Origin of the sequence: Streptomyces sp. RFCAC02, from assembly GCF_004193175.1 — a bacterium.
Classification (GTDB): domain Bacteria; phylum Actinomycetota; class Actinomycetes; order Streptomycetales; family Streptomycetaceae; genus Streptomyces.
Genome location: NZ_SAUH01000001.1, coordinates 3,178,847 through 3,203,119, shown reverse-complemented (window position 1 = coordinate 3,203,119; position 24,273 = coordinate 3,178,847). Strand labels below are relative to the sequence as shown.

The following is a 24,273-nucleotide window of genomic DNA, read 5'->3' as shown; positions in this document are numbered from 1 at the left end:
TCAGGACGCCGGGGCCTCCAGGACACCCGTGCGGTAGACGGTGCCGGAGCAGGTTCCCGCGAGCAGGATGCGGGCCGCCTCGGGCTCGCCGGCGGCGGGTGTGTAGCGCAGCAGGACGCCGTCGGTGGTGCCGTCGTCAGTGCCGTCGCCGTCGGTGCCGCCGGTCGTGGGCTCGTCGGTGCCGTCGCCGTCGCCGGGGGCCGTCGGGTCGGTGGAGCCGCTGCCGTCGGACGTGCCGTCGCTGTCGCCGGGGGTGGTCGGGTCGGTGGTGCCGCTGCCGTCGGACGTGCCGTCGGTGTCGCCCGGGGCGGACGGGTCGTCGGTGGCGCTCTCGGTCCCCGTCGTGTCGGTGCCGGTGCCGGCCGTCTGGGTCGTGGTGGTGCTGTCCGGGGTGCCGGCGAGCGGCGCGGTGCCGCCCAGCTCGGTGGTGAGCCCGCCGTCCGACGTGCCGGCGGCCGGCTCGGCGGCGACGGCGCAGCTCGCGGCCGTACCGGAGGACGGCACCCAGGCGAACTGGATCTCGTACGCCCGGCCGGGGGACAGGACCAGCTCCTCCAGGGTCTCGTCGGGCGTGGGCAGGCCCACGGCGCGGTCGCCCTCGGTCCGGTCGAGGACCTGCACCTGAGCGGTGGCGGACATGTCGCCGGCGGCGAGGGGCAGGGCGGACAGCTCGTCGTCCCCGGTGACGCGGCAGGCGTCGTCCGAGACATTGACCATACGGATGAACCCGTAGACGCGGCCCTGGTCGTCCGGTGTGCCGGCGACCGTATGGACGCTGCCGAGCTGGTCGCGGTCGCACGTCGGGGAGGAGACGCCGTCGTCGGACTCGACCCCGCCGGCGGCGCCCCCGGCCTGGTCCTCCGGCGACCGGCCCGTGCCGCCCGGGTCGGCGCGCGGCTCGTCGGAGGGCAGCGGCAGGCCGTCGGGCGGGTACGGGCCGGCCGCGCCGGGCAGCCCGTCGAGGTCACGTGTGCCGTCGAACGCGCTGTCGCCCTCGGGACCCGACACCGTGTGCGTCCCCGAGCCGCCGACCGCCCCGGTCGCCGACAGCACGACGGGCGCGCCGATACCGAGGAGCGCGAGTGACGCGGCGGTGCCGACGAGGAACTGCTTGCGGCGCCTGCGGCGGGCCGCGACGGCGGACCGCAGGTGGTCGAGGGCGTCGGCGGACGGATCACCGATGCCGTCGACGGCGTCCCGCAGGAGGCGGCGGAGCGCCTCCTCCCCGTCCTCACCGTCCTCGCCGCCGGGCGCGCCGGTGTCCCCGGGCGGTCCCGGACCGTCCGGTGCCTCCGCCCCCGGCTCCGGCCACCGCGTACCGCGCGCCGGCCGGCCGGGATCGCGGTCGGTCATCTGGCGGCCTCCATGGCGACGCGCAGCGCCGCGATGCCCCGGGAGCCGTACGCCTTGACCGAGCCGGCGGAGATGCCGAGCGTCTTCGCGACCTCGGCCTCCGTCATGTCGGCGAAGTACCGCAGCACGAGGACCTCGCGCTGACGGCGCTGGAGACCGCGCATCGCCCGGATGAGGTCGGCGCGCTCGAGCTGCGCGTACGCCCCCTCCTCGGCGCTGGCGGCATCGGGCATCGGTTTGGAGAGCAGCTTCGACCCGAGGATGCGGCGGCGGAGCGTGGAGCGGGAGAGGTTGACGACGGTCTGGCGCAGGTAGGCGAGGGTCTTCTCCGGCTCCCGGACGCGGCTGCGCGCGGAGTGGACGCGGATGAACGCCTCCTGGACGACGTCCTCGCAGGAGGCGATGTCGTCCAGGAGCAGTGCCGCCAGGCCGAGGAGCGCGCGGTAGTGCGCCCGGTAGGTCTCGGTCAGGAAGTCGACGGTGGTGCCTTCAGCCATCGTGCCGTCCGCGGCGTCCCGCGGGGCGTCGAGGCCGCTCGCGGGCGTCGGCGCCGAGGCGGGCAGCGGGGCGATCACCGGCATGCCCCGGCGGCGCGTCGTGCTCGCGGGACGCGGAAGGCGTCGAGGGGGGACGGCCGGGAAGTCGAGTACCTCTGCCACGCCGATTGGACACGCCGTCCCCCGCGAAGGTTGTACGGGACGCGTGGGATGGCGGTCGGCGGGGCGGTCGCCCTCATGGTCCATCACCTGCCCCGCTCGTCCGTCCGATGGGCGTCCCGCCGCCCGTGGGGCACCAAAGACGCTCCCCGTACCGCGACTGGTTCCGTTGCGGCACGGGGAGTTGAAATGGTCTCCCGGCGCCCGGTCCTGAGCAAGCCGTGGAGCCCTACGAGTTGGTCACGGCAGCTTCACGACCGGCGCGGACGCGGGACCTGGACGTACGGCGGCGGGCGCGCGCCTCAGCGGCCGGTGCCGCCGTAGACGACGGCCTCCTCGGAGTCCGAGTCGAGCCCGAACGCCGTGTGCACGGCGCGGACGGCGGGCACGACGTCGTCGTGGCGCGTGACGACGGAGATGCGGATCTCGGAGGTGGAGATCAGCTCGATGTTGACCCCGGCGTTGGACAGGGCCTCGAAGAACGTCGCGGTGACGCCCGGGTTGGTCTTCATGCCGGCGCCGACGAGGGAGATCTTCGCGATCTGGTCGTCGTAGCGCAGGGCCTCGAAGCCGATGAGCGGACGGCGCTTCTCCAGGGCGTCGATCGCCTTGCGGCCCTCGTCCTTGGGCAGGGTGAACGAGATGTCGGTCAGGCCGGTCGCGGCGGCGGAGACGTTCTGGACGACCATGTCGATGTTGACCTCGGCGTCCGCGATGGTGCGGAAGATCGTCGCGGCGACACCGGGCTTGTCCGAGACGCCGACGATCGTGATCTTGGCCTCGGACGTGTCGTGGGCGACACCCGAGATGATTGCCTGCTCCACCGGCTGACCTCCGAGCGGCTCGTTGCTGACCCATGTGCCCTGCAGGCCGGAGAACGACGACCGCACATGGATGGGGATCTGGTAGCGGCGCGCGTACTCCACGCACCGGTGCAGCAGCACCTTGGAACCGGAGCTCGCCAGTTCCAGCATGTCCTCGAAGGAGATCCAGTCGATCTTCCGCGCGGCGCTCACCACGCGCGGGTCGGCCGTGAAGACGCCGTCGACGTCCGTGTAGATCTCGCACGCCTCGGCGCCGAGCGCGGCGGCGAGGGCGACGGCGGTGGTGTCGGAGCCGCCGCGGCCCAGGGTGGTGATGTCCTTGCCGCTCTGGGAGACGCCCTGGAAGCCGGCGACGATGGCGATGTTCCCGGCGTCCACGGAGGACTGGATGCGGCCGGGCGTCACATCGATGATGCGCGCCTTGTTGTGGACCGCGTCGGTGATGACGCCGGCCTGGCTGCCGGTGAACGACTGGGCCTCGTGGCCGAGGGCTCCGATCGCCATCGCCAGCAGCGCCATGGAGATGCGCTCGCCCGCGGTCAGCAGCATGTCCAGTTCGCGCCCCGAGGCGACCGGGGACACCTGGCCCGCGAGATCGATCAGCTCGTCCGTCGTGTCCCCCATGGCGGAGACCACGACAACCACCTGGTTGCCGTTCTTCTTGGCCTCGACGACCCGCTTGGCGACCCGCTTGATGCCCTCGGCATCGGCAACGGAGGAGCCGCCGTACTTCTGCACGACAAGGCCCACGTGTGCTGCTCCTCGTTCTCTCACTCTCCGTAGCCAGTGCGGCGGCCACGGCCGGATGAATTCTACCGAGCGATACGGCCGGGCGGCCCGCTCAGCGACGACCCCTGCCCAGACGACACGCCGCACACACGGAAACACGCGCGAAACGTAACCGACCTCACACGCCGCCGGTCCACATGTGCCCACTCCCCCACCGGCGTAATGTGCGCCTATGGGGCTTTCCTCCGAATCCGGCGCGCTGGACCGGCTCCTCACCGACGCGGTGCGGGACACCGGCGCCTACGGGGCGGCCCTCTACCTTCTCGACCCGACCGGGCGGCTCCTGCTGATGACCGCCATCACCGGCCTGCCCGCCGACGTCGCGGAGCCCTGGCACCGGGTCGACCTGGACATGCCCAGCATCCTCGCGGACACGGTCCGCCTCGAACGCCTCCACTGGCGCAACGCCCCCCTGGAGGAGGCCGAGGGCCGCCAGGCAGCGCTGACCAGCCTGCCCATGCCGTACGCCTACGCCACCGCCCATGTGCCGCTCGCGTGCGGCGACAGCCCCTGCTCCGGCGCGCTGGTCGTGCTCTGGCCGCCCTCGCACGCCGCCCTCACCCCCGGGGAACACGCCGCCCTGTCGCGCATCGCGGACCGCATGGGTACGGTCCTGCGGCGCGCCGCCGACGCCGGCACCCCCGAGACCGCGGGCGACCGTCCCCGCGAAGTCCCCCTGCCGCGCGACCGCACGCCCGACCCGGCACTCACCCTGGCCGCCGCCGACTTCGCCGAACGCCTCCCCGAGGGCGCGCTCGCCCTGCGCCTCGACGGCAGCACGTCCTGGGCCAGCGCCACAGCGGCGGACCTGCTCGGCACCACCGTGCGCGACCTGCTCGACGCCCGCCCCTGGGACGTCCTGCCGTGGCTGTGCACGCCCGCCTGCACCGACCGCTACCGCGCCGCCCTGCTCACGCGCGAGCCGACCTCGTTCACCGCCGTCCGCCCGCCCGACCACCGGCTGCGGTTCCAGTTCTACCCGGGCGCCCACGGTCTCAGCGTCCGGGTCACACCGACGTCGGAACCCGTGCACGGCCCGCCGGCCTCCGGCTCCCCCTGACCCAGGACGGCACACTGCAACGCGTCACCCAGGTCGCCGTCGCGCTGACCCAGGCCATAGGCGTCCGCGACATCGTGGACATCTCCGCAGGCCACATCCTGCCCGCGTTCGACGCCCAGGGCCTCGTCCTCTACGTCACCGAGGGGGACCGGCTGCACGTCGCCGGCCACCGCGGCTACAGCGAGGAGGTCATGGCCCACTTCGACGGCGCCACCCTCGGCACCCGGGCGAACGCCGCAGCCCGCGCCATGGAGGAGAACCGGCCCGGCTTCTACGGCAGCCCCCGGGAGATGTCCGCCCTCTTCCCCGGCATCCCCGAGCTGACCGGCAAGGCCGCCTGGGCGTTCCTGCCGCTCGTCACGTCCGGCCACGCCGTCGGCTGCTTCGTCCTGTCGTACGACCGGCCGCACACGTTCACCCGCGACGAGCGGACGATCCTCACCTCGCTCGCCGGCCTCCTCGCCCAGGCCCTCGACCGGGCGCGCCTCTTCGACGCCAAGCAGCAGCTCGCCCGCCAGCTCCAGGCCGGCCTGCTCCCCCACGCCCTCCCCGACCTGCCCGGCCTGTGCCTGGCCGCCCGCTACCTCCCCGCTACCCGCGGCATGGAGATCGGCGGCGACTTCTACGACGTGCTCCCCCTCGACGCGTACGGCCGCGTCGCCGCCGTCATCGGCGACGTCCAGGGCCACAACGTCACGGCCGCCGCGCTCATGGGCCAGGTCCGCACGGCCGTCCACGCGAGCACGGACCGCCCGCCGCAGGACGTCCTGGCGCGTACGAACCGGCTGCTGACCGACCTCGACCCCGGGCTGTTCACGAGCTGCTGCTACCTCACGCTCGACCCGGCGGCGGAACGGGCCACCCTCGCCACGGCCGGCCACCCGCCGCCGCTCATCCGCCTCCCGGACGGCCGGATCACCGTGCCCGACCTACCGCCGGGACCGCTCCTCGGCATCGACGCCGACGCCCGCTACCCGGCCGTCGGGCTGCCGCTGCCCAGCGGCTCCGTCCTGCTCCTGTACACCGACGGCCTCGTGGAACGGCCCGGCCTCGACCCGGACGCCGCCACCGCCGGCCTCGCGCGCGACCTCGCCGCGGCGGCGGACCACACCTTCGGCTCCGGCGGCACGATGGACGACCTCGCGGACCACCTGCTGCGCGTCCGCCACACGGAGAACCGTGAGGACGACATCGCGCTGCTGCTCCTCAACCCGTGCGCACCGCGCTCCCCGCACCATCGGAACCACTGACCCGCGCGTCGTGGGCGGCGCGGGCGCTGTCGGCGGCTGCGCCGTGGGGCTGGCCGCGGCGCGCGGCGTACGGGTCGTGGCACTCGCCGGCGCGGTGGACGAGCCCGCCGTCCGGGCGCTGGACGCGGCCGTCCTCGGGACAGCGGCACTCGCCGCCGTCCGCACACGCGGCACCTGCGCCGCCCTGAGCGGCGGGGCGCCCGTACCGCTGCGCGCATCCGCGTGCGCACCGCCTGGATCGCGGTGGACGGCACGGCCCTCGCCGGCCTGGCCGCGCTCGCCGCGGCCGGCCGGCTCACGCTCCGCGTCGCTGGCACGCTGCCCCTGACGGACGCCGCGCGCGCCCACGAACGGCCGGCCGCCGGCGGCCTGCGCGGCCGGCTCGTCCTCGTGCCCTGATCAGGACGGCCCGTCGGCGGCCGTCCGCAGGCCGAGGGGCGCGGCGATCTCCGCCTCCATGACGCGGCCGGCCTGCCGTTCCAGGTCACCGTCCTCGGCGTCGCTGTCGGTGTCGAGCCCGTCCAGCTCGGCCAGCGGGGTGTCGAGCCGGACGTGGGCGACCAGCGACTGCAGGGCGCGGAGCGTGGCGCTCGCGGTCGGGCCCCAGTTGGACAGGTAGGAGAACTGCCACCACCACAGCGCCTCGCTGACACGCCCCGCCGAGTAGTGCGCGAGGCCGTGCCGCAGGTCGGAGACGATGTTCGCCAGGTCGTCGGAGATCCGCGCGGCGACCGGCGTGCTGCGCGGCACGTACGGGTCGAAGACCTCGGAGTACACGTCGACGGGGGCGAGCAGGGTCGCCAGGCGCTCCCGCAGCTCGTCCAGGTCGGCCTCGGGGCCGGTGTCCGGCTCGTACCGCTCCTCGGGGACGATGTCCTCGTGCGCGCCGAGCCGGCCGCCCGCCAGGATCAGCTGGGACACCTGCAGCAGCAGGTGGGGGATGGCGCTGTCCGGGTCGTCGCCGCGCGCCACCTCGCCGACGGCGACGATGAAGCTCTCGACCTGGTCGGCGATCTGGACCGCGAAGTCGTCGGGGCCGCCGGCGCCCGACGGCTCGTCCGCCGCGGCTCCGGCCGCGGGACCGCCGTGCGTACCGCTCCTTGTCATCGTGTGGCCGCCTTCCCCGTGCCGCTGCCCGGCGCGTACGTCTCTGCCTCACACATCAAGCAGCCGCCTTCCCTCGAAAGCGCGTCCCAAGGTGACTTCGTCGGCATACTCCAAGTCTCCACCGACCGGCAGCCCGCTGGCCAGCCGTGTGACGCGCAGCCCGAGGGACCCGACCATCCGCGCCAGGTAGGTCGCGGTCGCCTCGCCCTCCAGGTTGGGGTCGGTGGCGAGGATCAGCTCGGTGACCGATCCGTCCGCGAGCCGCGCCAGCAGCTCCCGGATGCGCAGATCGCCCGGCCCGACGCCGTCGATGGGGCTGATCGCCCCGCCCAGGACGTGGTACCGGCCGCGGAACTCCCGGGTGCGCTCGATGGCCACGACGTCCTTCGGCTCCTCGACGACGCAGATGACCGTGGGGTCGCGGCGCGGGTCGAGGCAGACGCGGCAGCGCTCCTCCTGGGCGACGTTGCCGCACTCGGCGCAGAACCTGACCTTGGCCTTCACCTCGGTCAGGGCGCGCGCGAGCCGCGTCACGTCGGCGGGCTCCGCCTGGAGGATGTGGAAGGCGATCCGCTGGGCGCTCTTCGGGCCGACGCCCGGCAGCCGGCCCAGTTCGTCGATGAGGTCCTGGACTACCCCTTCGTACACGGAATGCCTCGTCTCTGGTCGTTGGATCCCGCCCGGCCGGGGCCGGGCGGGACGGCGCCGGGCGGCACGGTCGGGAGGGTCAGAACGGCAGGCCCGGGATGCCGCTGCCGCCACCGCCGCCGAGCCCCTTGGCCAGGGGGCCGAGCTTCTCGGCGGCGAGCCGCTGCGCGGCCTGGTTCGCGTCGCGCACGGCGGCGATCACGAGGTCGGCGAGGGTCTCGGTGTCCTCGGGGTCGACGGCCTTCGGGTCGATCACCAGGCCGGTCAGCTCGCCGGAACCGGTGACCGTGGCCTTCACGAGGCCACCGCCCGCGCTGCCCTCGACGGGGGTGCTGGCCAGCTGCTCCTGGGCCGCCGCGAGGTCCTGCTGCATCTTCTGGGCCTGCTGCAGCAACTGCTGCATGTCGACCCCATTACCACCGGGAAACACGGTCACTCCTGGCTCGTCGCTGTCTAGAGAGGTGCCCTCCCGAGCCTACGGGGCTCATGGAGGCGCGGTCCCACCCGAGGGGGAACTCACTCGTGCTGGTACTCCTCGATGACCGTCGCGCCGAGCTCCCGGACGATCAGCTCGTAGCCGCTGAGCGCCGTCTCGTCGAGGTCGGGGTCGTCGTCGGCCGGCATGTCGTCCTCGGCGGCCACGGGCGGGGGCGCGGCGACGGGCGGCCGCGGCGCGGCGGGAGCCGGAGCCGGCTGCGGCGGACGGTCGGCCTGCGGCGGCGGGACGGCGCCCGGCGACGGCGCGGCGGGGGCCGCGGGTGCCGGCGGCGGGGTACGGGGGGCGCCGCCCCCACCGGGACCGCCGCCCGGATCGACCACGGCGTCGATCCGCCACTGGACGCCCAGGGCGTCGGCGAGGGCCTGGCGCAGGACCTCGTCGCTGCCGCTGTTGACGAAGCTGTCCCTGGCCCCGACCGTCGCGAAGCCGAGCCGCAGGGTCCCGCCGTCGAAGCCGGCGAGCTGCGCGTTCTGGCTGAGCAGGATCCAGCTGAACCGGCGGCGCTGCTTCACGGCGTCGAGGACCTGCGGCCACAGCTGGCGCACCTGCGCGGGATCGCCGCCCCCGCCGGTCGCCGCCGGGGGCACGGCGGCCGCGGGAGCCGCGGCCGGCTGCGGTTCCGGCTGCGGCGCGGCGGGCTGCCGTGCCGGTGCCGGGGCGCCCGCGGCCCGTGTGGGCCAGGCACCGGGCCGGGACCCCTGCGCGGGGGCCTGCACGGCCGGCGGGGCGGCCTGCGCGGGCTCGGCGGGCGCCGGGGGGGGCGTCCGCACCGGCGCCGGCTGCTGGGCCGGCGGCTCGACGGGGGCCGCCGGCGCGGGCGGCGGGGTCCGGTCGACCGGTGGCGCGGGCGCCTGGACGGCGGGCGGCGCCTGCTGCGGCGGCGCCGCGGGGACCGCGCCGAGCCGCTGCCCGCGCTCCAGCCGGTCCAGCCGGGCCTGGAGGGACCGCTCGTCCCCGTACGCGGCGGGCAGGAGCACCCGGGCGCAGATCAGCTCCAGTTGGAGCCGCGGCGAGGTGGCGCCGCGCATCTCCGTGAGGCCGGTGTTCACCAGGTCGGCGGCGCGGCTCAACTCCGCCGCCCCGAGCGCCTCGGCCTGCCGGCCCATCCGCTCCAGGACGTCGGCCGGCACGTCGATGAGGCCCTTGTCCGCCGCGTCGGGCACGGCGGCGAGGATGAGGAGGTCGCGCAGCCGCTCCAGCAGGTCGGCGACGAACCGGCGCGGATCGTGCCCGCCCTCGATCACCCGGTCCACGACCGAGAACGCGGCGGTCCCGTCCCCGGCCCCGAACGCCTCCACGACCGCGTCGAGCAGCGCCGCGTCCGTGTAGCCGAGCAGGCCGGTCGCCATCTCGTACGTCACGCCCTCGTCCCCGGCGCCCGCGAGGAGCTGGTCCATGACGGACATGGAGTCCCGCACGGACCCGGCGCCGGCCCGGACGACGAGCGGCAGCACGGCGTCGGCGACGGGAATGGCCTCCCGCGCGCAGACCTCCGCCAGGTGGTCCCGCAGGGTGCCGGGGGGCACGAGCCGGAACGGGTAGTGGTGCGTGCGGGACCTGATCGTCCCGATGACCTTCTCCGGCTCGGTGGTGGCGAAGATGAACTTGAGGTGCTCCGGCGGCTCCTCGACCACCTTCAGCAGGGCGTTGAACCCCGCCGGGGTGACCATGTGGGCCTCGTCGATGATGTAGATCTTGTACCGGCTGCCCGCAGGGCCGAAGAACGCCTTCTCGCGCAGGTCCCTGGCGTCGTCGACACCGCCGTGCGAGGCGGCGTCGATCTCGATGACATCGATGGACCCCGGCCCGTTCCGCGCGAGATCACGGCACGAGCGGCACTCGCCGCAGGGTGCGGGCGTGGGGCCGTTCTCGCAGTTGAGGCACCGCGCGAGGATCCGCGCACTGGTCGTCTTGCCGCACCCGCGCGGACCGCTGAAGAGGTACGCGTGGTTGACCCTGTTGTTCCGCAGGGCCTGCTGCAGCGGGACGGTCACGTGCTCCTGCCCGATGACCTCGGCGAAGGTCTCGGGTCGGTAGCGGCGGTACAGCGCGAGGGAGGACACGTCACCGACGATATAGGCCACCACTGACAAGCGGGACACGCACGACAAGACCCCTCGCGCACCCGCCAGAGCTCACCTACCCTTGCTGCCTTCCGGCCCTGGGGGAGTTCAGCGAGATGACGCCGCGCGAGGGGCTGCTGCCAACCCTACCGGATCCCCGCACGCGCTCGTCCCCCCTCCCCCTCCCGGAAGACGGTTCGCAACCACCGTCCGTCGTCTTGTATCGTTTGCGGCGGAGGATTCGCCTAGAGGCCTAGGGCGCACGCTTGGAAAGCGTGTTGGGTTCACACCCTCACGAGTTCGAATCTCGTATCCTCCGCCAGCTCTCACCGGGCTGTCCGAAGGCCCCCGCCGCCATCCACGGCCGGGGGCCTTCGTCATGTCCGTCCCAGGTGCCTGTCCGGTGACCCCGATCGGCGCCCCCGGTCGCTGGCCCTCGTGCGTCCCCGCCCCTCGGGCCGGCTACCACATGAGGGCGGCGTCCGTGGAGGTCTGCCAGTAGGTGACGGCGGCCGCGTCTCCGACGAACACCTCGCCGCCCGGCAGCGCCAGCTCGATCCCGTCACCCACCGCGTGTCCGTAGCTGTCCATGAAGGTGAGAGTGGAGGAGGTCGAGACGTACCCCTCCGCCGAGTCGCCGGACGAGGTGATCACGCCCGCGTACGCGACGTCGCCCGGCTCGAGCGTGATCACGGCCTGCGGCGCGCTGTCCTCGACGGGCGGCAGCGGAGCCTGGGAATCGTCGAACCCCAGGAGGGGATAGGAGTGGGCGTCGCACCTCTCGTCGCCGGTGTTGGTGACGGTGAGCAGCAGGTGGTTGATGGGCTGCTCGACGGGGGAGACGGTCACCTGGGTGTTCTGGTCGGCGCAGGGGATGACGGCCACCTCGTCGCCGGCGGTACCGTCCTCGCCCTGTCCCCCTTCCTCGTCGATGTCCTCGTGCTCCTCAGCCTGGCCGCCGTCCTCGGTGACGCCGTCGCTGCCGCTGTCCTGGTCGGCGGGCGCCTCGTTCTCGCTCTGGTCCGTGCCGCCGCCCGCGGCGAGTTCGTCGTCCTCGCAGGCGGTGAGCGAGAGGGCGGCCACGGCGGCGACGGTGGCGACGAGCGCCCGGGTGCGGTGGCGGAGCGTGAAGGCGGTCATGGCGTACTGCTTTCTCGAGTGGCCTGTCAGGTGCTTGCCGGCGGCGGGTCACTGCCGGACGACCACAGACTGGGCCGGGTTTCGTCCCGCCCGCCAGCGGCCATGACCGGGACGGGAGGCTGGGACGTTCGAACCACCGCTGAGCTGGGCGAATGTGAGCCGCGTCGAATGCCCGCCCGGAACGGAGAAGCGGGGGACGCGGGCCGTGCGGTGGGGATCCGCAAGGTCTTTCCCTCCCCGGGTGGATTGTGGACGGTGTGGTGCCCATCATGGCGGGGTGGAGATCCGGACTGAGCTGACTCCGTTGGTGCGCACCGATTTCGGTGATGACGGGGCCTGGTGTGCCGTTCTGCGTGTGGTCGAGGCGCCGGTGGGTGGTGAGGGTGGCGTGCGTGCGGTTGTCGAGGTGGTGGATGACCCGTCGTTCGCCGCCGTCAGCAGTGAGCGGGTTGTCGCGTCGGTCGGCGCCGATGTGCCGCACGCTGTCGTGGTCGTCGCCGATCGGCGGACCATGGTCGATCCGGCCAAGCCGCTGCTCGTCGTCGATCGCGCGGACGGGACCGGCGTGCGGTGTGTTCCCGAGGCGCTGTGGGCGCTGCTCAATGACACGGAGTTCCGGGGCATCGGGCTCGCGGAGATGGTGGAGCACGTCGGCGCGGACGGGCTGTTCCGCGGGGTGGGCGGGCCGCAGGGTCTCGAACGGCGGCTCGCCGCGATGGCGGCGCTGCGCCGGACCGGTGCCGCTCCGGCGACCGTCCGGGTACCGGGGCGTTTCCCCGGCGCCGGTGGTGGCTCAGCGGCCGAGTGACACGACGGCGCCCCGGCCCGTGCCGGAACGGGGACGCCGTCGGGACGCGGGTGCGTCAGGACGAGAAGAAGAGGCCGGAGATCCCGCCCCTGCGGTGGCCGTGGTGGCCGTAGTGGCCGCCGTGCTGCGGCGCGCCCCAGGCCGGGCCGTGGCCCTGCTGCTGGTACGGGGCGGCGGGCGGCGGAGCCTGCGGGGCGGACCACTGCGCCTCGAGGCGAGTCAGCTGCTCCAGTTCGCCGAAGTCGAGGAAGATGCCGCGGCAACCGCTGCACTGCTCGATCTGGACCCCATTCCGGTTGAACGTGTGCATCATCGCACCGCACTTGGGACACTGCATCGGTCGGCTCCCTCATCGGCTGCCTGGTGGACCCACTGGGCCGTTCAGCTTAGTCGGACAGTCTGCTGATACGGAGGCAGGCTTCGGCAAGTGCCCGTTCCTCGGCGTCCAGTTGCCGGCCCGACGCGCGGGCGCGCTCCAGCGCCCGGACGGTCAGGCAGGCCGTCATCAGACGCGCCGGTACGTCCACGTCCGGCCACGGGTCCCAGCCGGGCCGGTAGGCGCCCGTGAACGCCTCCCACGCGGCCGCGGGCAGCAGCCCCGCCGCGTACCAGGCGGCCGGGCGCGACAGGTCCCAGGCCGGGTCGCCCGCGCCGAGGTCGTCCACGTCGATCAGCCGCCAGCCGCCCGCGAACCGCACGAGCTGCCCCAGGTGGAAGTCCCCGTGGCACAGGACGGGCGCGGCGGGCGACGGCAGCGGCGTGGTCCGCAGGACGTGGGACGCCGCCTCGGTGAGCGCGCTCGGCGGCAGCGCGGCCAGCGTACGGAGGGCGGCGGGGACGCGGGACGGTGCGCCGCTCGGGGGCAGCGGCAGGCCGAGGGATGCGGCGGGGAGCGCGTGGAGCCGGGCGAGGAGCCGGCCGGCGTCCTCCCACGGGACGGCGTCCGGCGCGGCCGGGTCGATCGGTTCGCCGTACGGCCAGCGGGTCGCGGGACGGCCGTCGGGCCACGCGGCGATCCGTGCCGGCGGCAGGGGCGGCAGCAGCAGGCCGGCGGCGGCCGGGTGGGCGGCGATCGCCAGCCGGCGGGCGAGCGCGGGTATGTCGGTGTCCGGGGCGTGGGCCTTCGTCACCGTGTCGCCGGCGCGGACCACCGTGACGCCCGACCGCTCGGCCAGGACGGCGGTGCCCGCGCCGGGCGTCACCGGCGCGGGATGCGCCACGATCCGGGGCCGCGCTCGCGGCGCTCGGAGACGGCCCGTTCCATCGCGGCGCGCTCCTCGTCGCTGACGCGGTGGATGACGACGAGGCGGTCGGTGAGCTGGAGCCGCCCCACCTCCGGGTCGTCGAACGGCAGGAGCTGGTGGCCCCGTATGACGGTGACCACCAGGTCGTCGCACTCGCGCGGGGTGCGGCCCGCCTCCGCCTTGGTGACCGGCCGCTCCCGGAGGCTCAGGCCCTTGCTGTGCTGGATCAGGTCCTCCATCACCGCGCCCGAACTCGGACTGATCATGGACAGGCCCAGCAGCCGGCCGGCCGCGCTGGAGGACGTGATGACGGAGTCGGCGCCCGACTGCCGCAGCAGCGGGACGTTCTCCTGCTCCCGGACGGACACGACGATGCGCACGCTCTTGCTGAGCTGGCGCACCGTCAGCGCGACGAGGACCGCCGTGTCGTCGCGCTGGGTGGAGATCACGACCGACTTGGCGCGGTCGGCGCGGGCGCGCATCAGGACGCTGCTGCGGGTCGCGTCCCCGACGACGCCGGCGTAGCCGTCGGCGCCGGCCAGTTCGACGACGGCCGGGTTGGGGTCGACCACGACGATGCGGTCCTGGGTGAGTCCGGCGCTCATCAGGGTCTCGGCGGCGGAACGGCCCTTGGTGCCGAAGCCGACGATGACGGTGTGGTCGCGCAAGGTGTTCCTCCAGTGGGCGAGGCGCCACTGATCGCGGGTGCGCTCGGTGAGCACTTCCAGTGTCGTCCCGACCAGGATGATCAGGAACAGCACCCGCAGCGGGGTGATGAAGAACGTCGTCAGCAGCCGGGCCTTGTCGCTGACCGGCACGATGTCGCCGTAGCCGGTCGTCGAGAGGGACACGGTGACGTAGTACAGCGAGTCGAGGAAGCCGACCGGGCCGCCTCCGACGTTGTCCTTGTAGCCCTCGCGGTCGAGGTAGACGATGATCACGGCGGCGACCATCACGGCGGTGGCGAGCGCGATGCGCCGCATCACCTGGACGAGCGGGCCGACGCTGGTGCGGGGCAGGAGGACGCCGTGCGAACGCTCGTCCCGGGGATCGTCCGGGACGTCGTCGTCCTCGCTGCCGCCGCGTGCGGATCTTCCGATGATTCTCATGCCTGGGGGAGGTCGAGGAGACGGACCCGGTCACGCGCCTGCGCGCCGCCGGGCGGGATGACGGCCAGTGCCGACGCGGCGGCGATGCCGCGCAGCATCGCCGGTCCGGTGAAACCGATGGGCCGCGCAAGACCGGGCTCGGGGCACACTACCGGCACGAGCCGCGTGTCGCGCGGGTGGCCCCGTACCGGGTCCGTGAGGGCGGCCGGGCGCTCCGGTGGCGCGGGCTGGTCGGCCAGGCCCCGCAGGAGGGGCGCGGCGAGGGTGAGGAGCCCGGAGACGGCGGCGAGCGGGTTGCCCGGCAGGCCGACGAGGGGGAGGCCGGAGGGCAGTTCGGCCAGGAGCATCGGGTGCCCCGGGCGGACGGCGACGCCGCTGACGAGGAGGTGGGCGCCGAGGCGGTCCAGCGTCGCCCGCAGGTGGTCCACCGGGCCGCGCGCCGTCGAACCGGTGGTGACGACGAGATCGGCGCGGCTCGTGCTGATCGCCTCGTGGAGGGCCTCGGCGTCGTCGCCGAGGCGCCGGGTGACGAGCGTCTGGGCGCCGAGTGCCGTGAGCCAGGGGCCGGTCATGGGGCCGAGGGCGTCACGGATGCGGCCGTCGTGCGGGAGGCCGCGGTGGAGGAGTTCGTCGCCGAGGACGAGGACCTCGACGCGGGGGCGGGGGCGGACGACGAGCTGGTCGTAGCCGGCGGCGGCGGCGAGGCCGAGCGCGGCGGGCGTCAGCGTGGTGCGGGCCGGGAGGAGTTCGGTGCCGGTGCGGCACTCCTGTCCGCGGGCGCGGATGTCGGTGCCGGGGAGGGGGTGCGCGCCGGTGAGGCGGCCGGCCGCGGCACTCCCCCGTTCGGCCCGCAGCACGGCCGTCGTGCCGCGCGGGACGCGCGCGCCGGTGGCGATCGCGACGGCCTCCCCGTCGGCCAGGCGCGGGCCTGCGCCGCCGCCGGCGAGGACGCCCCGCGCGTCGCCGGTGGACAGCACGCGCCAGGGTCCCGGGCCGGCGACGGCCCAGCCGTCCATGGCGGAGGTGTCGAACGCGGGGAGGTCCGTGAGCGCGACGAGCGGCGCGGCCAGGGTGTGGCCGAGCGCGAGGTCGAGCGGCAGGCGGCGCGGGGACAGCGGCCGGGCCGCGCGGTACGCGGTCGCGCGCGCCGTCTCCCACGACGGGGGTGCGGGCGGCGGCTCGTGGCGCTCGGGGGCGGGCGCCGCCGCGGGCGGGGGCGGCGCGGCCGGCGGGCGGAGCGCCGGGGTGACCGTCGCGGCGGCGGCCGGCCCGTTGGCGAGGGCCAGGGCGTCGTCGAATTCGTCGATCACGGGTGCGCGCCCCCGGTGCCCGGCTGTCCGGGGCTCTCGCCGGCCGGGGCGGACTCCTCGTCCCAGCGCTGCGCGAGCGCCGCCACCTTGCGGGCCGCCTCCGCCGGCGACATCCCGTGGAGGGCCGCCGCGTAGCCGACGAGGAAGGTGCTCAGGGGCGCCGCCGGGCGCGCCACGGAGTGGGCGGCGTCACGGGCGACGTCGAGCAGCACCGTGGTGTCCACGTCGGGGTCGATGCCCAGTTCGGTCTTGACCGCTGCGATCCATTCGTCCAGCACCCGTCCATGGTCCCTGATCCTGGCGCGGGCCGCTGCGATGTCCGCCCAGGTGTCGCAGTCGGAGGTGTCGGCGCCCGGCACCTCGGCGGCGGGGAGGCGGCGCAGGCCGAGGCCGGTGAGCGGCAGGTGGAGGGGCAGGCCGGTGAGCGTGCCGTACTCGGCGGCGGCGAGGGCGAGTTCGCGGCGCAGGGGTTCGGCGCGGTAGACGGCCGTGAGGGGCTGGTCGCGGCCCCCGGGGTCGGTGAGGAGGGCGGCGTCGGCGTCCGGGTCCTCCGCGAGGGCGGCGCGGAGGGCGTCGATCGCCGGGAGCGCGAGGAACGGAAGGTCCGCCGCCAGCACGGCGACGACCGGCGCGTCGGTGTGGGCGAGGCCGGCCGCGAGGGCGGGCAGGGGGCCGCCGCCGGGCGGCTCCTCCCGTGTCCAGACGACGGTGCGGCCCGGGGTGGCGCGGCGGGGGCCGACGACGACCGTGCGGCGGGCGCCGGCGCAGGCGCCGAGCACGCGGTCCAGCAGGGACCGCCCGCCGACGGGCACGGCGGGTTTGTCGGCGCCGCCGAGGCGGCGGGCGTCGCCGCCGGCCAGGACCAGCGCGTCGTAAGGCGTCATGTCGCAACGCTAGCCGGGTGGTCGGCGGCGCTGTTCCCGAGGTCCCGCGTCGGTGGTGTGCCGCGCCGGCGGCCCGCCGGGTGACGGCGCGATGAGTTTTCCGGCGGCGTCCGGTCGTACGTGCACGGTGCCGGTCAGGGCGCCGGACGGACAGGCACGCGCGAGGAGAGGGCGGTCGCCATGCGGTTGACGCTGACGCAGTTCATGACACTGGACGGGGTGACGCAGGGGCCGGGTGGCCGGGAGGAGGACCCGAGCGGGGGGTTCGATCTGGGCGGCTGGTCCATGCCGTTCGTGGACGAGGACTTCGGGCGGTGGATCAACGGCTGGTTCCGGCAGGCGGACGCGTTCCTGCTCGGGCGGCGGACCTACGACATCTTCGCCGGCCACTGGCCGCGCGTCACCGACCCGGCCGACCCGATCGCGTCCCGGCTGAACGGGCTGCCGAAGTACGTCGTCTCGCGCACGCTGCACCACCCCGAGTGGGGCGGCACCTCCGTGCTGAACGAGGACGTGCTCGGCCAGATCGCCGAGCTCAAGCGGCAGGAGGGGCGTGAGCTGCAGGTCCACGGCAGCACCGCGCTGGCGCGCTTCCTGCTGGCGCACGGGGTGGTGGACGAACTGCGGCTGTTCGTCCACCCCGTGGTCCTCGGCGGCGGACGGCGGTTCTTCGCCGAGGGGGAGGCGCCGGCGGCCCTGCGGCTGCGGGAGAGCGGTACGACGCACTCGGGGGTCGCCGTGCTCGTCTACGAGCCGGCGGGGGAGCCGCTGTACGGGGAGGCGCCGCCGCCCGGGGAGTAGCCGGCGGGGGCGTGGGCGACCGGGCAGCCGGCACCCCGGGCGCGTGCGCGCGCGTCGTCGTCGAGGAAGAAGTTGGGGAGCTGGTCGGCCTCGTCGTAGTACCGGTGGTAGACGGGGGTGAGGCCGCCGGACACGGGCGGGACGATCCAGCTCCAGTCGGCCGGGACGATCCGCCCCTGGGCCTCCTCGCGTTCGATGTGGGTGAGGAAGCGGCGGGACTCGGTGTGATGGTCGGCGATCTTGACCCCGGCCCGTTCGAAGGAGTGCAGGACCGCGACGTTCAGCTCGACCAGGGCGCGGTCCCGCCACAGGGTCGTCTCGCTGCTGGTGTCGAGGCCGAGGATGCCGGCCATGACGGGCAGGAGGTTGTACCGGTCGGCGTCCACCAGGTTGCGCGCGCCGATCTCGGTGCCCATGTACCAGCCGTTGAACGGGGCGAGCGGGTAGTCGATGCCGCCGATGGACAGCCGCATGTTCGAGATGGCGGGGACGGCGTGCCAGCGCAGCCCCAGGGCGTCGAACGCGGGCAGGTCCGGGTGGGTGAGCGGCACTTCGAGCACCAGCTCGCGCGGCACGTCGTAGAGCCGGGGCCGGTCGTCATGGGTCTGGACGACGAGCGGCAGGATGTCGAACCAGCCGCCCGGCGCCTGCCAGCCGAGGCGCCGCACGGCGTCCGTGAAGTCGATGTGGGCGCCGTCGCCGACGGTGCCGCCCCAGGCGTCGCGGTAGCCGGCGTACCGGATGAGCTGGCTGTTCCAGACGCGGGGGGCGGAGCGGTACGGCGTGGCGGGGGCGAAGACGGAGAGGACGGGGCGGATCCGGCCCTGGTTGGTGGCGAGCCGGAGGTGGTCGCAGAGCCCCTGGAACACCTCGTCGGCGGTGACGGCGTCCCGGCGATCCACGACGCGCAGGCTCTTCCAGTACAACCGCCCTATGCACCGGCCGGCGTTGCGCCAGGCGACGCGCGCGCCGAACTCCAGCTCCTCCTGGGTGTGCCGGTAGGTGCCGGTGCGGTCCAGGTGCTCCCGGATCTGCCGCAGACGCATGTCGAGCGGAACGGGCTGATCGGGATGTTCCACGTGAAACATCCGCAGGAAGTCCTCGGCCTCGCGCCAGTCGGGCGTCCGCCAGTCGGGGACGTACCGGGGCGAGGTGGCGGGTATGAGGCGGTCGGTGGTCATGGGGTCTCCCGGGTCGCCTGCACCTGCTGCGCTCACGTGCGGGGTTCACGCGCTGGAGCATGGGCTGGGTCAGGTAGGTCCGCCCTCGGCTGGAGAGGGCGGATGGGGACGCACACCGGGCCGTGCGGGCCGGGGCCGTCGCCGACCGGGCGGACGCTACCACCGCGCACGGGCGATGATCATCTCGCGCACTCCGCCGGGGCGGGCCGGGCGCGCGGCGGGGGACCTCAGCCGACGTTCCCGTACGGGGGGAGACCGCGCCGCCGGGGACGCCAGAAGCGCCAGGCGGCGTCGAGGACATCGGCGTTGCGCTGCTCCCACTCGGTCGCCTCACGGGCCGCGTCCACCGGGCACTCCCAGGAACGGCCACTCGTCAGGGGAGCGAGCCGCAGCACCCGCTCCGTGCGCGCCGTGACCCGACCGACCCTGCCGGTCCGCGTGTCCACCACACACGCGCCCTGCGTCCAGGCCATCGCGGCCCCCTCCGTCGTCCGTCACCGTCGGGACCACTCTGCTCGCTGTCCGTACCGGGAGGACGCCGATTTCCACCGCATTGCGCAACGGAAGACCCCTTCGGGGGACGGGCCGGGGGTGAAACGGGCCGCGCGTTCGAATCCGCGGCGGGTGGGTGGCGGGCCGGCCCGGGGCACATGCTGGGGGCACTATGCCAGGTCCGCCCCCGGCCTGTCCCGGGTTCGGCCGGGGACCGCCCGGATCGCGTACAACACCGTTTCCCGCCCCCGGGGCCGTGCGTACGCTGCCGCCCATGATTCGAGCCGTGTTGTTCGACGTCGGTGAGTGCCTGGTGGACGAGAGCCGCGAGTGGGACGGCTGGGCCGCCTGGCTGGGCGTGCCGCGCCACACGTTCTCGACGCAGTTCGGGGTGACGATCGCCCAGGGCAGGGAGCACTGGGACACGTTCAAGATCTTCAAGCCGGGCTTCGACCTGGCACGTGAGCGGGCCAAGCGCGACGCCGTGGACCAGCCGGAGTGGTTCGGCGAGAACGACCTGTACCCGGACGTCCGGATCACCATCCGACTCCTGCGGCAGGCCGGTCTGCTGGTCGGAGTGGCCGCCAACCAGTCGGAGGCGACGACGATCATCCTCCGCCGGCTGTTCGAGAGCACCGTGGACCTGATCGCCACCTCGTACGACACGGGCGGCATCGAGAAGCCGGACCCCCGGTTCTTCCAGATCATGGCGCAGGCCCTGCGGCTCGAACCCCACGAGGTCCTCTACGTCGGGGACCGGCTCGACGAGGACATCCGCCCGGCCGGCGCGGCCGGACTGCAGACGGCGCTGATCAACCGGGGTCCGTGGGGGCTCACCCACCGCTTCGACCCCGATGCCGACACGCTGCCGACCATGCGCATCGACGGACTGCGCGAGCTGAACGAGGGCATCGCCAAGTACAACGCGGGCGCCCACTGACGTCCCGCGCGGCTCAGGCCGGCGGGCGCCGCGCCATCCAGTGGTAGAGCGTCATGGCGACGCTGGTGGCGAGGTTGTAGCTGGACACCCGTGGGCGCATGGGAAGCGCGAGCAGGGTGGTCGCGCGGGCGCGCACGGCGGGGGACAGGCCGGCCCGTTCGGAACCGAACGCCAGCAGCGCGCCGTCCTCGATCGTCACGGTCCGCAGGTCCGCGCCGTCCGGGTCGAGGGCGTAGAGGGGACCGGGGGGCAGCTCGGCGGTCGTGCACCGGCGCACGGCCGTCGCCCAGTGCAGCCCGGCCGCCGCGCGCAGGACCGCCGGGTGCCAGGGGTCGGCGGTGCCGGTGGTGAGGACGCCGCCCGCGCCCGCGCCGGCGGCGAGGCGGACGACGGCACCGATGTTGCCGAGGTGGCGGGGGTTGTCGAGGACGACGACGGGGGCGTCGCGGACCGGTTCACGGGGCGCGGGGACGGCGAGCGCCGCGACACCCGTGGGGTGCGGGCGCGTGACGAGCGCGGCGAGCACGGCGGCCGGCACGGGCGTCAGCAGCGCGTCCAGGGCGGGTGCCACGTCCGGCGCCAGGTCGGCGGCGAGGGCGAGCGCCGCCGGTTTGTCGGAGGTGACGGCGAGCGGGACCTCGGCGCCGAACCGTACGGCGTGCTTCAGCGCGTGGAAGCCGTCGAGGAGCACCGCGGGACCGGCCGCCAGCTCCCGCCAGCGGTCCGCGGCATCGTTCACCACCGTTCGGACGCCCGGTCGGGCACCGCCGGGCGCGGTCCCGGCACCGGCGCCTGCACCGCGCCGTCCCGCGGTGCCGGGACGCCCGCGGGAGCGGGCCGGGGCAGCAGCCGCAGCCGTTCCGCCACCGCGCGCACCCGCGACCCGCCCCACAGCAGGAACGCGGTCGGCAGGAACACGCTGTCCATCGCGATCATCGCCAGCGAGAAGAACGGCAGCCCCATCAGCACCGCGATGCCGATGTGCTCGCCGACCATCACGAAGAGCAGGATGTTCTTGGCCCGCCGGTTGAGCAGCGCGAAGACGAACCCGACCTGTACGAAGACGGTCATGTAGCTCATCACGAGGATGATCCAGCCGTTCTGCGACAGGAGGTCCGACAGCCAGGGCCACGGCGTGAAGTAGTCGAGGTGCATGGGGTAGTAGACGGCGGTGCCGTCCTGCCAGCGCGAGCCCTGGATCTTGTACCAGCCGGCGGCGGCGTAGATCAGGCACACCTCGCACATGATCACGGCGATCGCCGCGTTGTGGACGAGGTTCGCGATGATGTCGGCGACGACGCGCGGCTCCCCCGGCGCGTACCGGCGGAGCAGCCACCAGACGGCGTGCACGGCCCACATGCCGCAGAGGAAGGCGGCCCAGATCCAGCTGTCCAGCTTCCCCGAGGTGAGGGACAGCAGCAGCCCGACGCCCGAGGCGACCCACAGCGTGACGCCGACGGGATCGTCCCCGTCCCCGTCCTGCCGCCTCGCCTCGCGGCGCGCGTCCAGGGACCAGACGCGTCCGCAGCGGGTGAGCGTGAGGTACATGGCCATGAGGTGGATGACGTTGTCGCCGCCGTCCCCCATGAAGACGCTGCGGTTCTGGAGGGACAGGACGCCGACCATGAACACGATGGAACTGAACCGCGTCCGCCAGCCGAGGAGCAGGGCCACGCACGCGAGGAGTGTGGTGTGGTAGACGCACTCGAACCAGACCGTGGAGTGCGACCACAGCAGGACGGTGAACGCCTGGTTGCTGTCGACGAAGCGGGTCGCGAGGTCGAGGCCCCAGGGGCTGCCCGGGCCGTACAGCGTGTCGCGGTTGGGCCACTCGCGCAGCAGGAACAGCAGCATCGTCGCGGCGAAGCCGATCCGCACGACCGCGCTCTGGTGCGGGCCGAGCGTGCGGCGGGTGACATGGCCGATGCCCCGGGCGACGGCCGCGTCGAATCCCCGGCTCAGGCCCTTGAACGGCGACGGCGGGGCGGCGGGCGGCGGGGCGGCGGTCATGACCGGTCCTCCGGCAGGTCCCCGGGCTGGACGTCGCGCCAGTCCGTCAGCGTGTACTCGGTGTCCGTCTCGTAGTCCTCGGTGCGCCAGTCCGGGGCGGGAACGCGTGTCCTGGCCTCGCGGAACTGCACCCGGGTCACGGCCGAGACGTCGACGCGGTCGCCGATCCTGGCCAGCGCGATCCGGCGGATGTAGGTCTCGGACAGCTCGCCGCGCAGGCCGACCGGGTCGCCGTCGTCGTCGTGGGACCCGGTGTAGAGGTCCCAGGCGCGGCGCAGCATGTTCTGGTCGGCGTGGCTGGGGAGGAGGTTGTGGCGGATCGCGTCGATGTCGGTCGCCGTGAGGTCGTACCACTCGGTGACGCGGGAGGCGCCGCCCTCGGGACCGTCCACCTCGAACCGGACCTCGACGGCGACGTTGCGCTGCAGCGGGTTGGGCGCGAACAGCTTCCAGTTCTGCTCGAACTCGGGCATGACGTAGCCGACGACCCGGTCCTTGCCCTGTTCACGGGCGGTGTTGGACGGTGCGACGAAGAGGAACACCATCAGCAGGTGGAACACGCCGTATATGGCGATGCCGCCCAGCGCCAGCGCTATGACGATCCTGGACGGCCAGGACAGGGCGCCGATGCCGACGGTCTCCGTGCGGGTGGCCGCGTCCACGGTGCCCGGCGCCGCGGCGGGGGACGCGTAGAGCCCGCTCCCGGGCGGTTCGGCGGGCTTCTGTGGCCCCGGCTCGGATGGCAGCATGCTCGGCCCGCTCCCCCACGACGGCTGATTCGTGACCCGAGCACCGTACCCGCCCGCGGGCCGCCTTGACACGCCGGTGGCGGCCCCCGCGACCGGAACCGGTCGCGACGGCGCGGGCGGGCGGGCGGCCGGGTGACAGGATGGCCCCACGGACCGACGCGCCGCGGCCGGACGCGGACCAAGGACGGTGGGACATGAACGGCAGGCCCCTGCTGAACCGCAGGCTCGAAGGACTCGGCACCACGATCTTCGCCGAGATGTCGGCCCTCGCCACCGCGACGGGCGCCATCAACCTCGGCCAGGGCTTCCCCGACACGGACGGCCCCGAGGCGGTGCGCGAGGCCGCCGTCCGCGCCCTGCGCGACGGCCGGGGCAACCAGTACCCGCCCGGTCCCGGCGTCCCCGAGCTGCGCGAGGCGATCGCCGAGCACCAGCGGCGCTTCTACGGGCTGGCGTTCGACCCTGCCACGGAGATCCTGGTCACGGCGGGTGCCACGGAGGCGATCGCGGCGTCGATGCTCGCGCTGCTCGAGCCGGGCGACGAGGTCATCGCGTTCGAGCCGTTCTACGACTCCTACACCGCGTCCATCGCCATGGCGGGCGCACACCCCATGCCGCTGACCCTGCGCGCCCCGGACTTCCGCCCCGACCTGGACGCCCTGCGCGACGCCATCACACCCCGCACGCGCCTGCTGCTCCTCAACTCCCCGCACAACCCGTCCGGCATGGTCCTCACCCGCGGTGAGCTGGCGGCGATCGCCGAACTCGCCGTACGGCACGACCTGCTGGTGGTGACCGACGAGGTGTACGAGCACCTGGTGTTCGACGGCGAGCACGTCCCCCTGATCTCCCTGCCGGGGATGCGCGACCGGACGGTGTGCATCTCCTCCGGCGGGAAGACCTTCTCGTTCACCGGGTGGAAGGTGGGCTGGGTGACGGCCGCCGCGCCGCTCGTGGCGGCGGTGCGGACGGCGAAGCAGTTCCTCACCTACGTGAGCGCGGGGCCCTTCCAGTACGCCGTGGCCGAGGCGCTGCGCCTGCCCGGCGACTACTTCACGGGCCTGCGCGAGGATCTGCGGGCCAAGCGCGACCTGCTGGCGGCCGGGCTGGCCACGGCGGGTTTCGAGGTGCACCGCCCGCAGGGCACCTACTTCATCACGACGGACATCGCACCGCTGACCGACGAGGACGCCGCCACCTTCTGCCGCGCGCTGCCCGCCCGCTGCGGTGTCGTCGCCATCCCGAACTCCGTCTTCCACACGACGCCCGGCGTCGGCACCACGCAGGTGCGTTTCACGTTCTGCAAGCGCGGGACGACGCTCGACGAGGCCGTCGCACGGCTGCAGAACCTGTGAC

Annotated in this window: 25 protein-coding genes, 1 tRNA gene and 1 other RNA gene; 8 read left to right on the top strand and 19 right to left on the bottom strand. The window is 74.3% G+C overall.

The features are described 5' to 3' along the window. The 3 genes from EMA09_RS14995 to EMA09_RS14985 form a co-directional block, all read right to left on the bottom strand. Nucleotides 1–1,353: a hypothetical protein gene (locus EMA09_RS14995; RefSeq protein WP_129841536.1), complete on the bottom strand. Its 1,353-nt coding sequence runs from the start codon at nucleotides 1,351–1,353 to the stop codon at nucleotides 1–3. Then, nucleotides 1,350–1,934 carry a SigE family RNA polymerase sigma factor gene (locus EMA09_RS14990; protein ID WP_129844051.1) on the bottom strand — a complete coding sequence of 195 codons (585 nt, stop codon included), beginning with the start codon at nucleotides 1,932–1,934 and terminating at the stop codon, nucleotides 1,350–1,352. The genes EMA09_RS14995 and EMA09_RS14990 overlap by 4 nt, the downstream gene beginning before the upstream one ends. Before the next feature lie 377 nt (nucleotides 1,935–2,311). After that, nucleotides 2,312–3,583: an aspartate kinase gene (locus EMA09_RS14985; protein ID WP_129841535.1), complete on the bottom strand. Its 1,272-nt coding sequence runs from the start codon at nucleotides 3,581–3,583 to the stop codon at nucleotides 2,312–2,314. Between the two features lie 211 nt (nucleotides 3,584–3,794). Between EMA09_RS14985 and EMA09_RS28990 the strand changes: the two genes are divergently transcribed. The 3 genes from EMA09_RS28990 to EMA09_RS29460 all read left to right on the top strand — a co-directional run bounded on the left by EMA09_RS28990 (nucleotide 3,795) and on the right by EMA09_RS29460 (nucleotide 6,331). Beyond that, a complete protein-coding gene (locus EMA09_RS28990) occupies nucleotides 3,795–4,682 on the top strand; it encodes a PAS domain-containing protein (protein ID WP_240796402.1) in 888 nt (295 codons plus the stop codon). Nucleotides 4,683–4,756: 74 nt separating this feature from the next. Continuing rightward, the gene (locus EMA09_RS28985) at nucleotides 4,757–5,932 is read left to right on the top strand and encodes a GAF domain-containing SpoIIE family protein phosphatase (protein ID WP_240796401.1); all 1,176 of its coding nucleotides are present in this window, start codon (nucleotides 4,757–4,759) and stop codon (nucleotides 5,930–5,932) included. Between the two features lie 222 nt (nucleotides 5,933–6,154). Beyond that, the gene (locus tag EMA09_RS29460; RefSeq protein WP_346655831.1) at nucleotides 6,155–6,331 is read left to right on the top strand and encodes a zinc-binding dehydrogenase; all 177 of its coding nucleotides are present in this window, start codon (nucleotides 6,155–6,157) and stop codon (nucleotides 6,329–6,331) included. Here the strand turns inward: EMA09_RS29460 and EMA09_RS14970 are convergent, their stop codons facing one another. From EMA09_RS14970 to ffs, 5 genes are all read right to left on the bottom strand, one after another. Then, nucleotides 6,332–7,039 (bottom strand): DUF5063 domain-containing protein, encoded by a 708-nt coding sequence (locus EMA09_RS14970; protein ID WP_129841534.1) that lies wholly within the window; start codon nucleotides 7,037–7,039, stop codon nucleotides 6,332–6,334. 48 nt (nucleotides 7,040–7,087) lie between these two features. Beyond that, on the bottom strand, nucleotides 7,088–7,687 hold the full coding sequence (gene recR / locus EMA09_RS14965) for a recombination mediator RecR (protein WP_129841533.1): 600 nt from the start codon (nucleotides 7,685–7,687) through the stop codon (nucleotides 7,088–7,090). Nucleotides 7,688–7,766: 79 nt separating this feature from the next. After that, a complete protein-coding gene (locus EMA09_RS14960) occupies nucleotides 7,767–8,117 on the bottom strand; it encodes a YbaB/EbfC family nucleoid-associated protein (protein ID WP_129844050.1) in 351 nt (116 codons plus the stop codon). A gap of 86 nt (nucleotides 8,118–8,203) precedes the next feature. Then, entirely contained in the window at nucleotides 8,204–10,249 is a 2,046-nt protein-coding gene (locus EMA09_RS14955; protein WP_129841532.1) for a DNA polymerase III subunit gamma and tau, read from the bottom strand. A gap of 42 nt (nucleotides 10,250–10,291) precedes the next feature. Beyond that, nucleotides 10,292–10,388, bottom strand: an RNA gene (ffs, locus tag EMA09_RS14950) — signal recognition particle sRNA small type. Between the two features lie 95 nt (nucleotides 10,389–10,483). On the opposite strand from ffs, the gene EMA09_RS14945 reads away from it, so the two are divergent. Beyond that, a tRNA-Ser gene (locus EMA09_RS14945) sits at nucleotides 10,484–10,571 on the top strand. 140 nt (nucleotides 10,572–10,711) lie between these two features. Here EMA09_RS14945 and EMA09_RS14940 read toward each other — a convergent pair. Then, entirely contained in the window at nucleotides 10,712–11,389 is a 678-nt protein-coding gene (locus EMA09_RS14940) for a DUF4232 domain-containing protein (RefSeq protein WP_129841531.1), read from the bottom strand. Nucleotides 11,390–11,666: 277 nt separating this feature from the next. On the opposite strand from EMA09_RS14940, the gene EMA09_RS14935 reads away from it, so the two are divergent. Next, entirely contained in the window at nucleotides 11,667–12,197 is a 531-nt protein-coding gene (locus EMA09_RS14935) for a hypothetical protein (protein WP_129841530.1), read from the top strand. 55 nt (nucleotides 12,198–12,252) lie between these two features. On the opposite strand, the gene EMA09_RS14930 is transcribed toward EMA09_RS14935, so the two are convergent. From EMA09_RS14930 to EMA09_RS14910, 5 genes are read right to left on the bottom strand one after another with little or no spacing between them, the layout of a single operon-like run. Continuing rightward, nucleotides 12,253–12,534: a zf-TFIIB domain-containing protein gene (locus EMA09_RS14930; RefSeq protein WP_129841529.1), complete on the bottom strand. Its 282-nt coding sequence runs from the start codon at nucleotides 12,532–12,534 to the stop codon at nucleotides 12,253–12,255. Between the two features lie 49 nt (nucleotides 12,535–12,583). Further along, nucleotides 12,584–13,399, bottom strand: coding sequence for an aminoglycoside phosphotransferase family protein (locus tag EMA09_RS14925; RefSeq protein WP_240796400.1), 816 nt, complete (start codon nucleotides 13,397–13,399; stop codon nucleotides 12,584–12,586). Then, nucleotides 13,396–14,550 (bottom strand): potassium channel family protein, encoded by a 1,155-nt coding sequence (locus tag EMA09_RS14920; protein ID WP_129841528.1) that lies wholly within the window; start codon nucleotides 14,548–14,550, stop codon nucleotides 13,396–13,398. Before EMA09_RS14920 ends, EMA09_RS14925 begins: the two co-directional genes overlap by 4 nt. Next, nucleotides 14,547–15,836 (bottom strand): molybdopterin molybdotransferase MoeA, encoded by a 1,290-nt coding sequence (locus EMA09_RS14915; RefSeq protein ID WP_346655869.1) that lies wholly within the window; start codon nucleotides 15,834–15,836, stop codon nucleotides 14,547–14,549. The genes EMA09_RS14920 and EMA09_RS14915 overlap by 4 nt, the downstream gene beginning before the upstream one ends. 20 nt (nucleotides 15,837–15,856) lie before the next feature. Next, on the bottom strand, nucleotides 15,857–16,744 hold the full coding sequence (locus EMA09_RS14910; protein WP_129841526.1) for an NTP transferase domain-containing protein: 888 nt from the start codon (nucleotides 16,742–16,744) through the stop codon (nucleotides 15,857–15,859). A 180-nt stretch (nucleotides 16,745–16,924) separates the two neighbouring features. Here EMA09_RS14910 and EMA09_RS14905 point away from each other — a divergent pair, with 180 nt between their 5' ends. Continuing rightward, nucleotides 16,925–17,545, top strand: coding sequence for a dihydrofolate reductase family protein (locus tag EMA09_RS14905; RefSeq protein WP_129841525.1), 621 nt, complete (start codon nucleotides 16,925–16,927; stop codon nucleotides 17,543–17,545). On the opposite strand, the gene EMA09_RS14900 is transcribed toward EMA09_RS14905, so the two are convergent. Beyond that, nucleotides 17,491–18,726, bottom strand: coding sequence for a nitric oxide synthase oxygenase (locus tag EMA09_RS14900; RefSeq protein WP_129841524.1), 1,236 nt, complete (start codon nucleotides 18,724–18,726; stop codon nucleotides 17,491–17,493). The genes EMA09_RS14905 and EMA09_RS14900 overlap by 55 nt on opposite strands. Before the next feature lie 227 nt (nucleotides 18,727–18,953). Continuing rightward, nucleotides 18,954–19,199: a hypothetical protein gene (locus EMA09_RS14895; protein ID WP_129841523.1), complete on the bottom strand. Its 246-nt coding sequence runs from the start codon at nucleotides 19,197–19,199 to the stop codon at nucleotides 18,954–18,956. Between the two features lie 293 nt (nucleotides 19,200–19,492). Between EMA09_RS14895 and EMA09_RS14890 the strand changes: the two genes are divergently transcribed. Then, nucleotides 19,493–20,158 (top strand): HAD family hydrolase, encoded by a 666-nt coding sequence (locus tag EMA09_RS14890; protein WP_129841522.1) that lies wholly within the window; start codon nucleotides 19,493–19,495, stop codon nucleotides 20,156–20,158. Between the two features lie 13 nt (nucleotides 20,159–20,171). Here the strand turns inward: EMA09_RS14890 and EMA09_RS14885 are convergent, their stop codons facing one another. From EMA09_RS14885 to EMA09_RS14875, 3 genes are read right to left on the bottom strand one after another with little or no spacing between them, the layout of a single operon-like run. Next, nucleotides 20,172–20,897 (bottom strand): TrmH family RNA methyltransferase, encoded by a 726-nt coding sequence (locus tag EMA09_RS14885; protein WP_129841521.1) that lies wholly within the window; start codon nucleotides 20,895–20,897, stop codon nucleotides 20,172–20,174. Beyond that, the gene (locus tag EMA09_RS14880) at nucleotides 20,894–22,168 is read right to left on the bottom strand and encodes an HTTM domain-containing protein (RefSeq protein WP_168220731.1); all 1,275 of its coding nucleotides are present in this window, start codon (nucleotides 22,166–22,168) and stop codon (nucleotides 20,894–20,896) included. The genes EMA09_RS14885 and EMA09_RS14880 overlap by 4 nt, the downstream gene beginning before the upstream one ends. After that, entirely contained in the window at nucleotides 22,165–22,917 is a 753-nt protein-coding gene (locus tag EMA09_RS14875) for a DUF5819 family protein (protein ID WP_129841520.1), read from the bottom strand. Before EMA09_RS14875 ends, EMA09_RS14880 begins: the two co-directional genes overlap by 4 nt. A 194-nt stretch (nucleotides 22,918–23,111) precedes the next feature. Between EMA09_RS14875 and EMA09_RS14870 the strand changes: the two genes are divergently transcribed. Then, nucleotides 23,112–24,272 carry a pyridoxal phosphate-dependent aminotransferase gene (locus tag EMA09_RS14870; RefSeq protein ID WP_129841519.1) on the top strand — a complete coding sequence of 387 codons (1,161 nt, stop codon included), beginning with the start codon at nucleotides 23,112–23,114 and terminating at the stop codon, nucleotides 24,270–24,272. The last annotated feature ends 1 nt before the right edge of the window (nucleotide 24,273 follow it).

Excerpts from the sequence above, each read along its gene's own strand:
- EMA09_RS14995 (WP_129841536.1), bottom strand. The coding sequence starts at position 1,353 with ATGACCGACCGCGATCCCGGCCGGCCGGCGCGCGGTACGCGGTGGCCG.
- EMA09_RS14990 (WP_129844051.1), bottom strand. The coding sequence starts at position 1,934 with ATGCCGGTGATCGCCCCGCTGCCCGCCTCGGCGCCGACGCCCGCGAGC.
- EMA09_RS28990 (WP_240796402.1), top strand. The coding sequence starts at position 3,795 with ATGGGGCTTTCCTCCGAATCCGGCGCGCTGGACCGGCTCCTCACCGAC.
- EMA09_RS14970 (WP_129841534.1), bottom strand. The coding sequence starts at position 7,039 with ATGACAAGGAGCGGTACGCACGGCGGTCCCGCGGCCGGAGCCGCGGCG.
- EMA09_RS14940 (WP_129841531.1), bottom strand. The coding sequence starts at position 11,389 with ATGACCGCCTTCACGCTCCGCCACCGCACCCGGGCGCTCGTCGCCACC.
- EMA09_RS14930 (WP_129841529.1), bottom strand. The coding sequence starts at position 12,534 with ATGCAGTGTCCCAAGTGCGGTGCGATGATGCACACGTTCAACCGGAAT.
- EMA09_RS14920 (WP_129841528.1), bottom strand. The coding sequence starts at position 14,550 with ATGAGAATCATCGGAAGATCCGCACGCGGCGGCAGCGAGGACGACGAC.
- EMA09_RS14910 (WP_129841526.1), bottom strand. The coding sequence starts at position 16,744 with ATGACGCCTTACGACGCGCTGGTCCTGGCCGGCGGCGACGCCCGCCGC.
- EMA09_RS14905 (WP_129841525.1), top strand. The coding sequence starts at position 16,925 with ATGCGGTTGACGCTGACGCAGTTCATGACACTGGACGGGGTGACGCAG.
- EMA09_RS14900 (WP_129841524.1), bottom strand. The coding sequence starts at position 18,726 with ATGACCACCGACCGCCTCATACCCGCCACCTCGCCCCGGTACGTCCCC.
- EMA09_RS14895 (WP_129841523.1), bottom strand. The coding sequence starts at position 19,199 with ATGGCCTGGACGCAGGGCGCGTGTGTGGTGGACACGCGGACCGGCAGG.
- EMA09_RS14890 (WP_129841522.1), top strand. The coding sequence starts at position 19,493 with ATGATTCGAGCCGTGTTGTTCGACGTCGGTGAGTGCCTGGTGGACGAG.
- EMA09_RS14880 (WP_168220731.1), bottom strand. The coding sequence starts at position 22,168 with ATGACCGCCGCCCCGCCGCCCGCCGCCCCGCCGTCGCCGTTCAAGGGC.
- EMA09_RS14875 (WP_129841520.1), bottom strand. The coding sequence starts at position 22,917 with ATGCTGCCATCCGAGCCGGGGCCACAGAAGCCCGCCGAACCGCCCGGG.
- EMA09_RS14870 (WP_129841519.1), top strand. The coding sequence starts at position 23,112 with ATGAACGGCAGGCCCCTGCTGAACCGCAGGCTCGAAGGACTCGGCACC.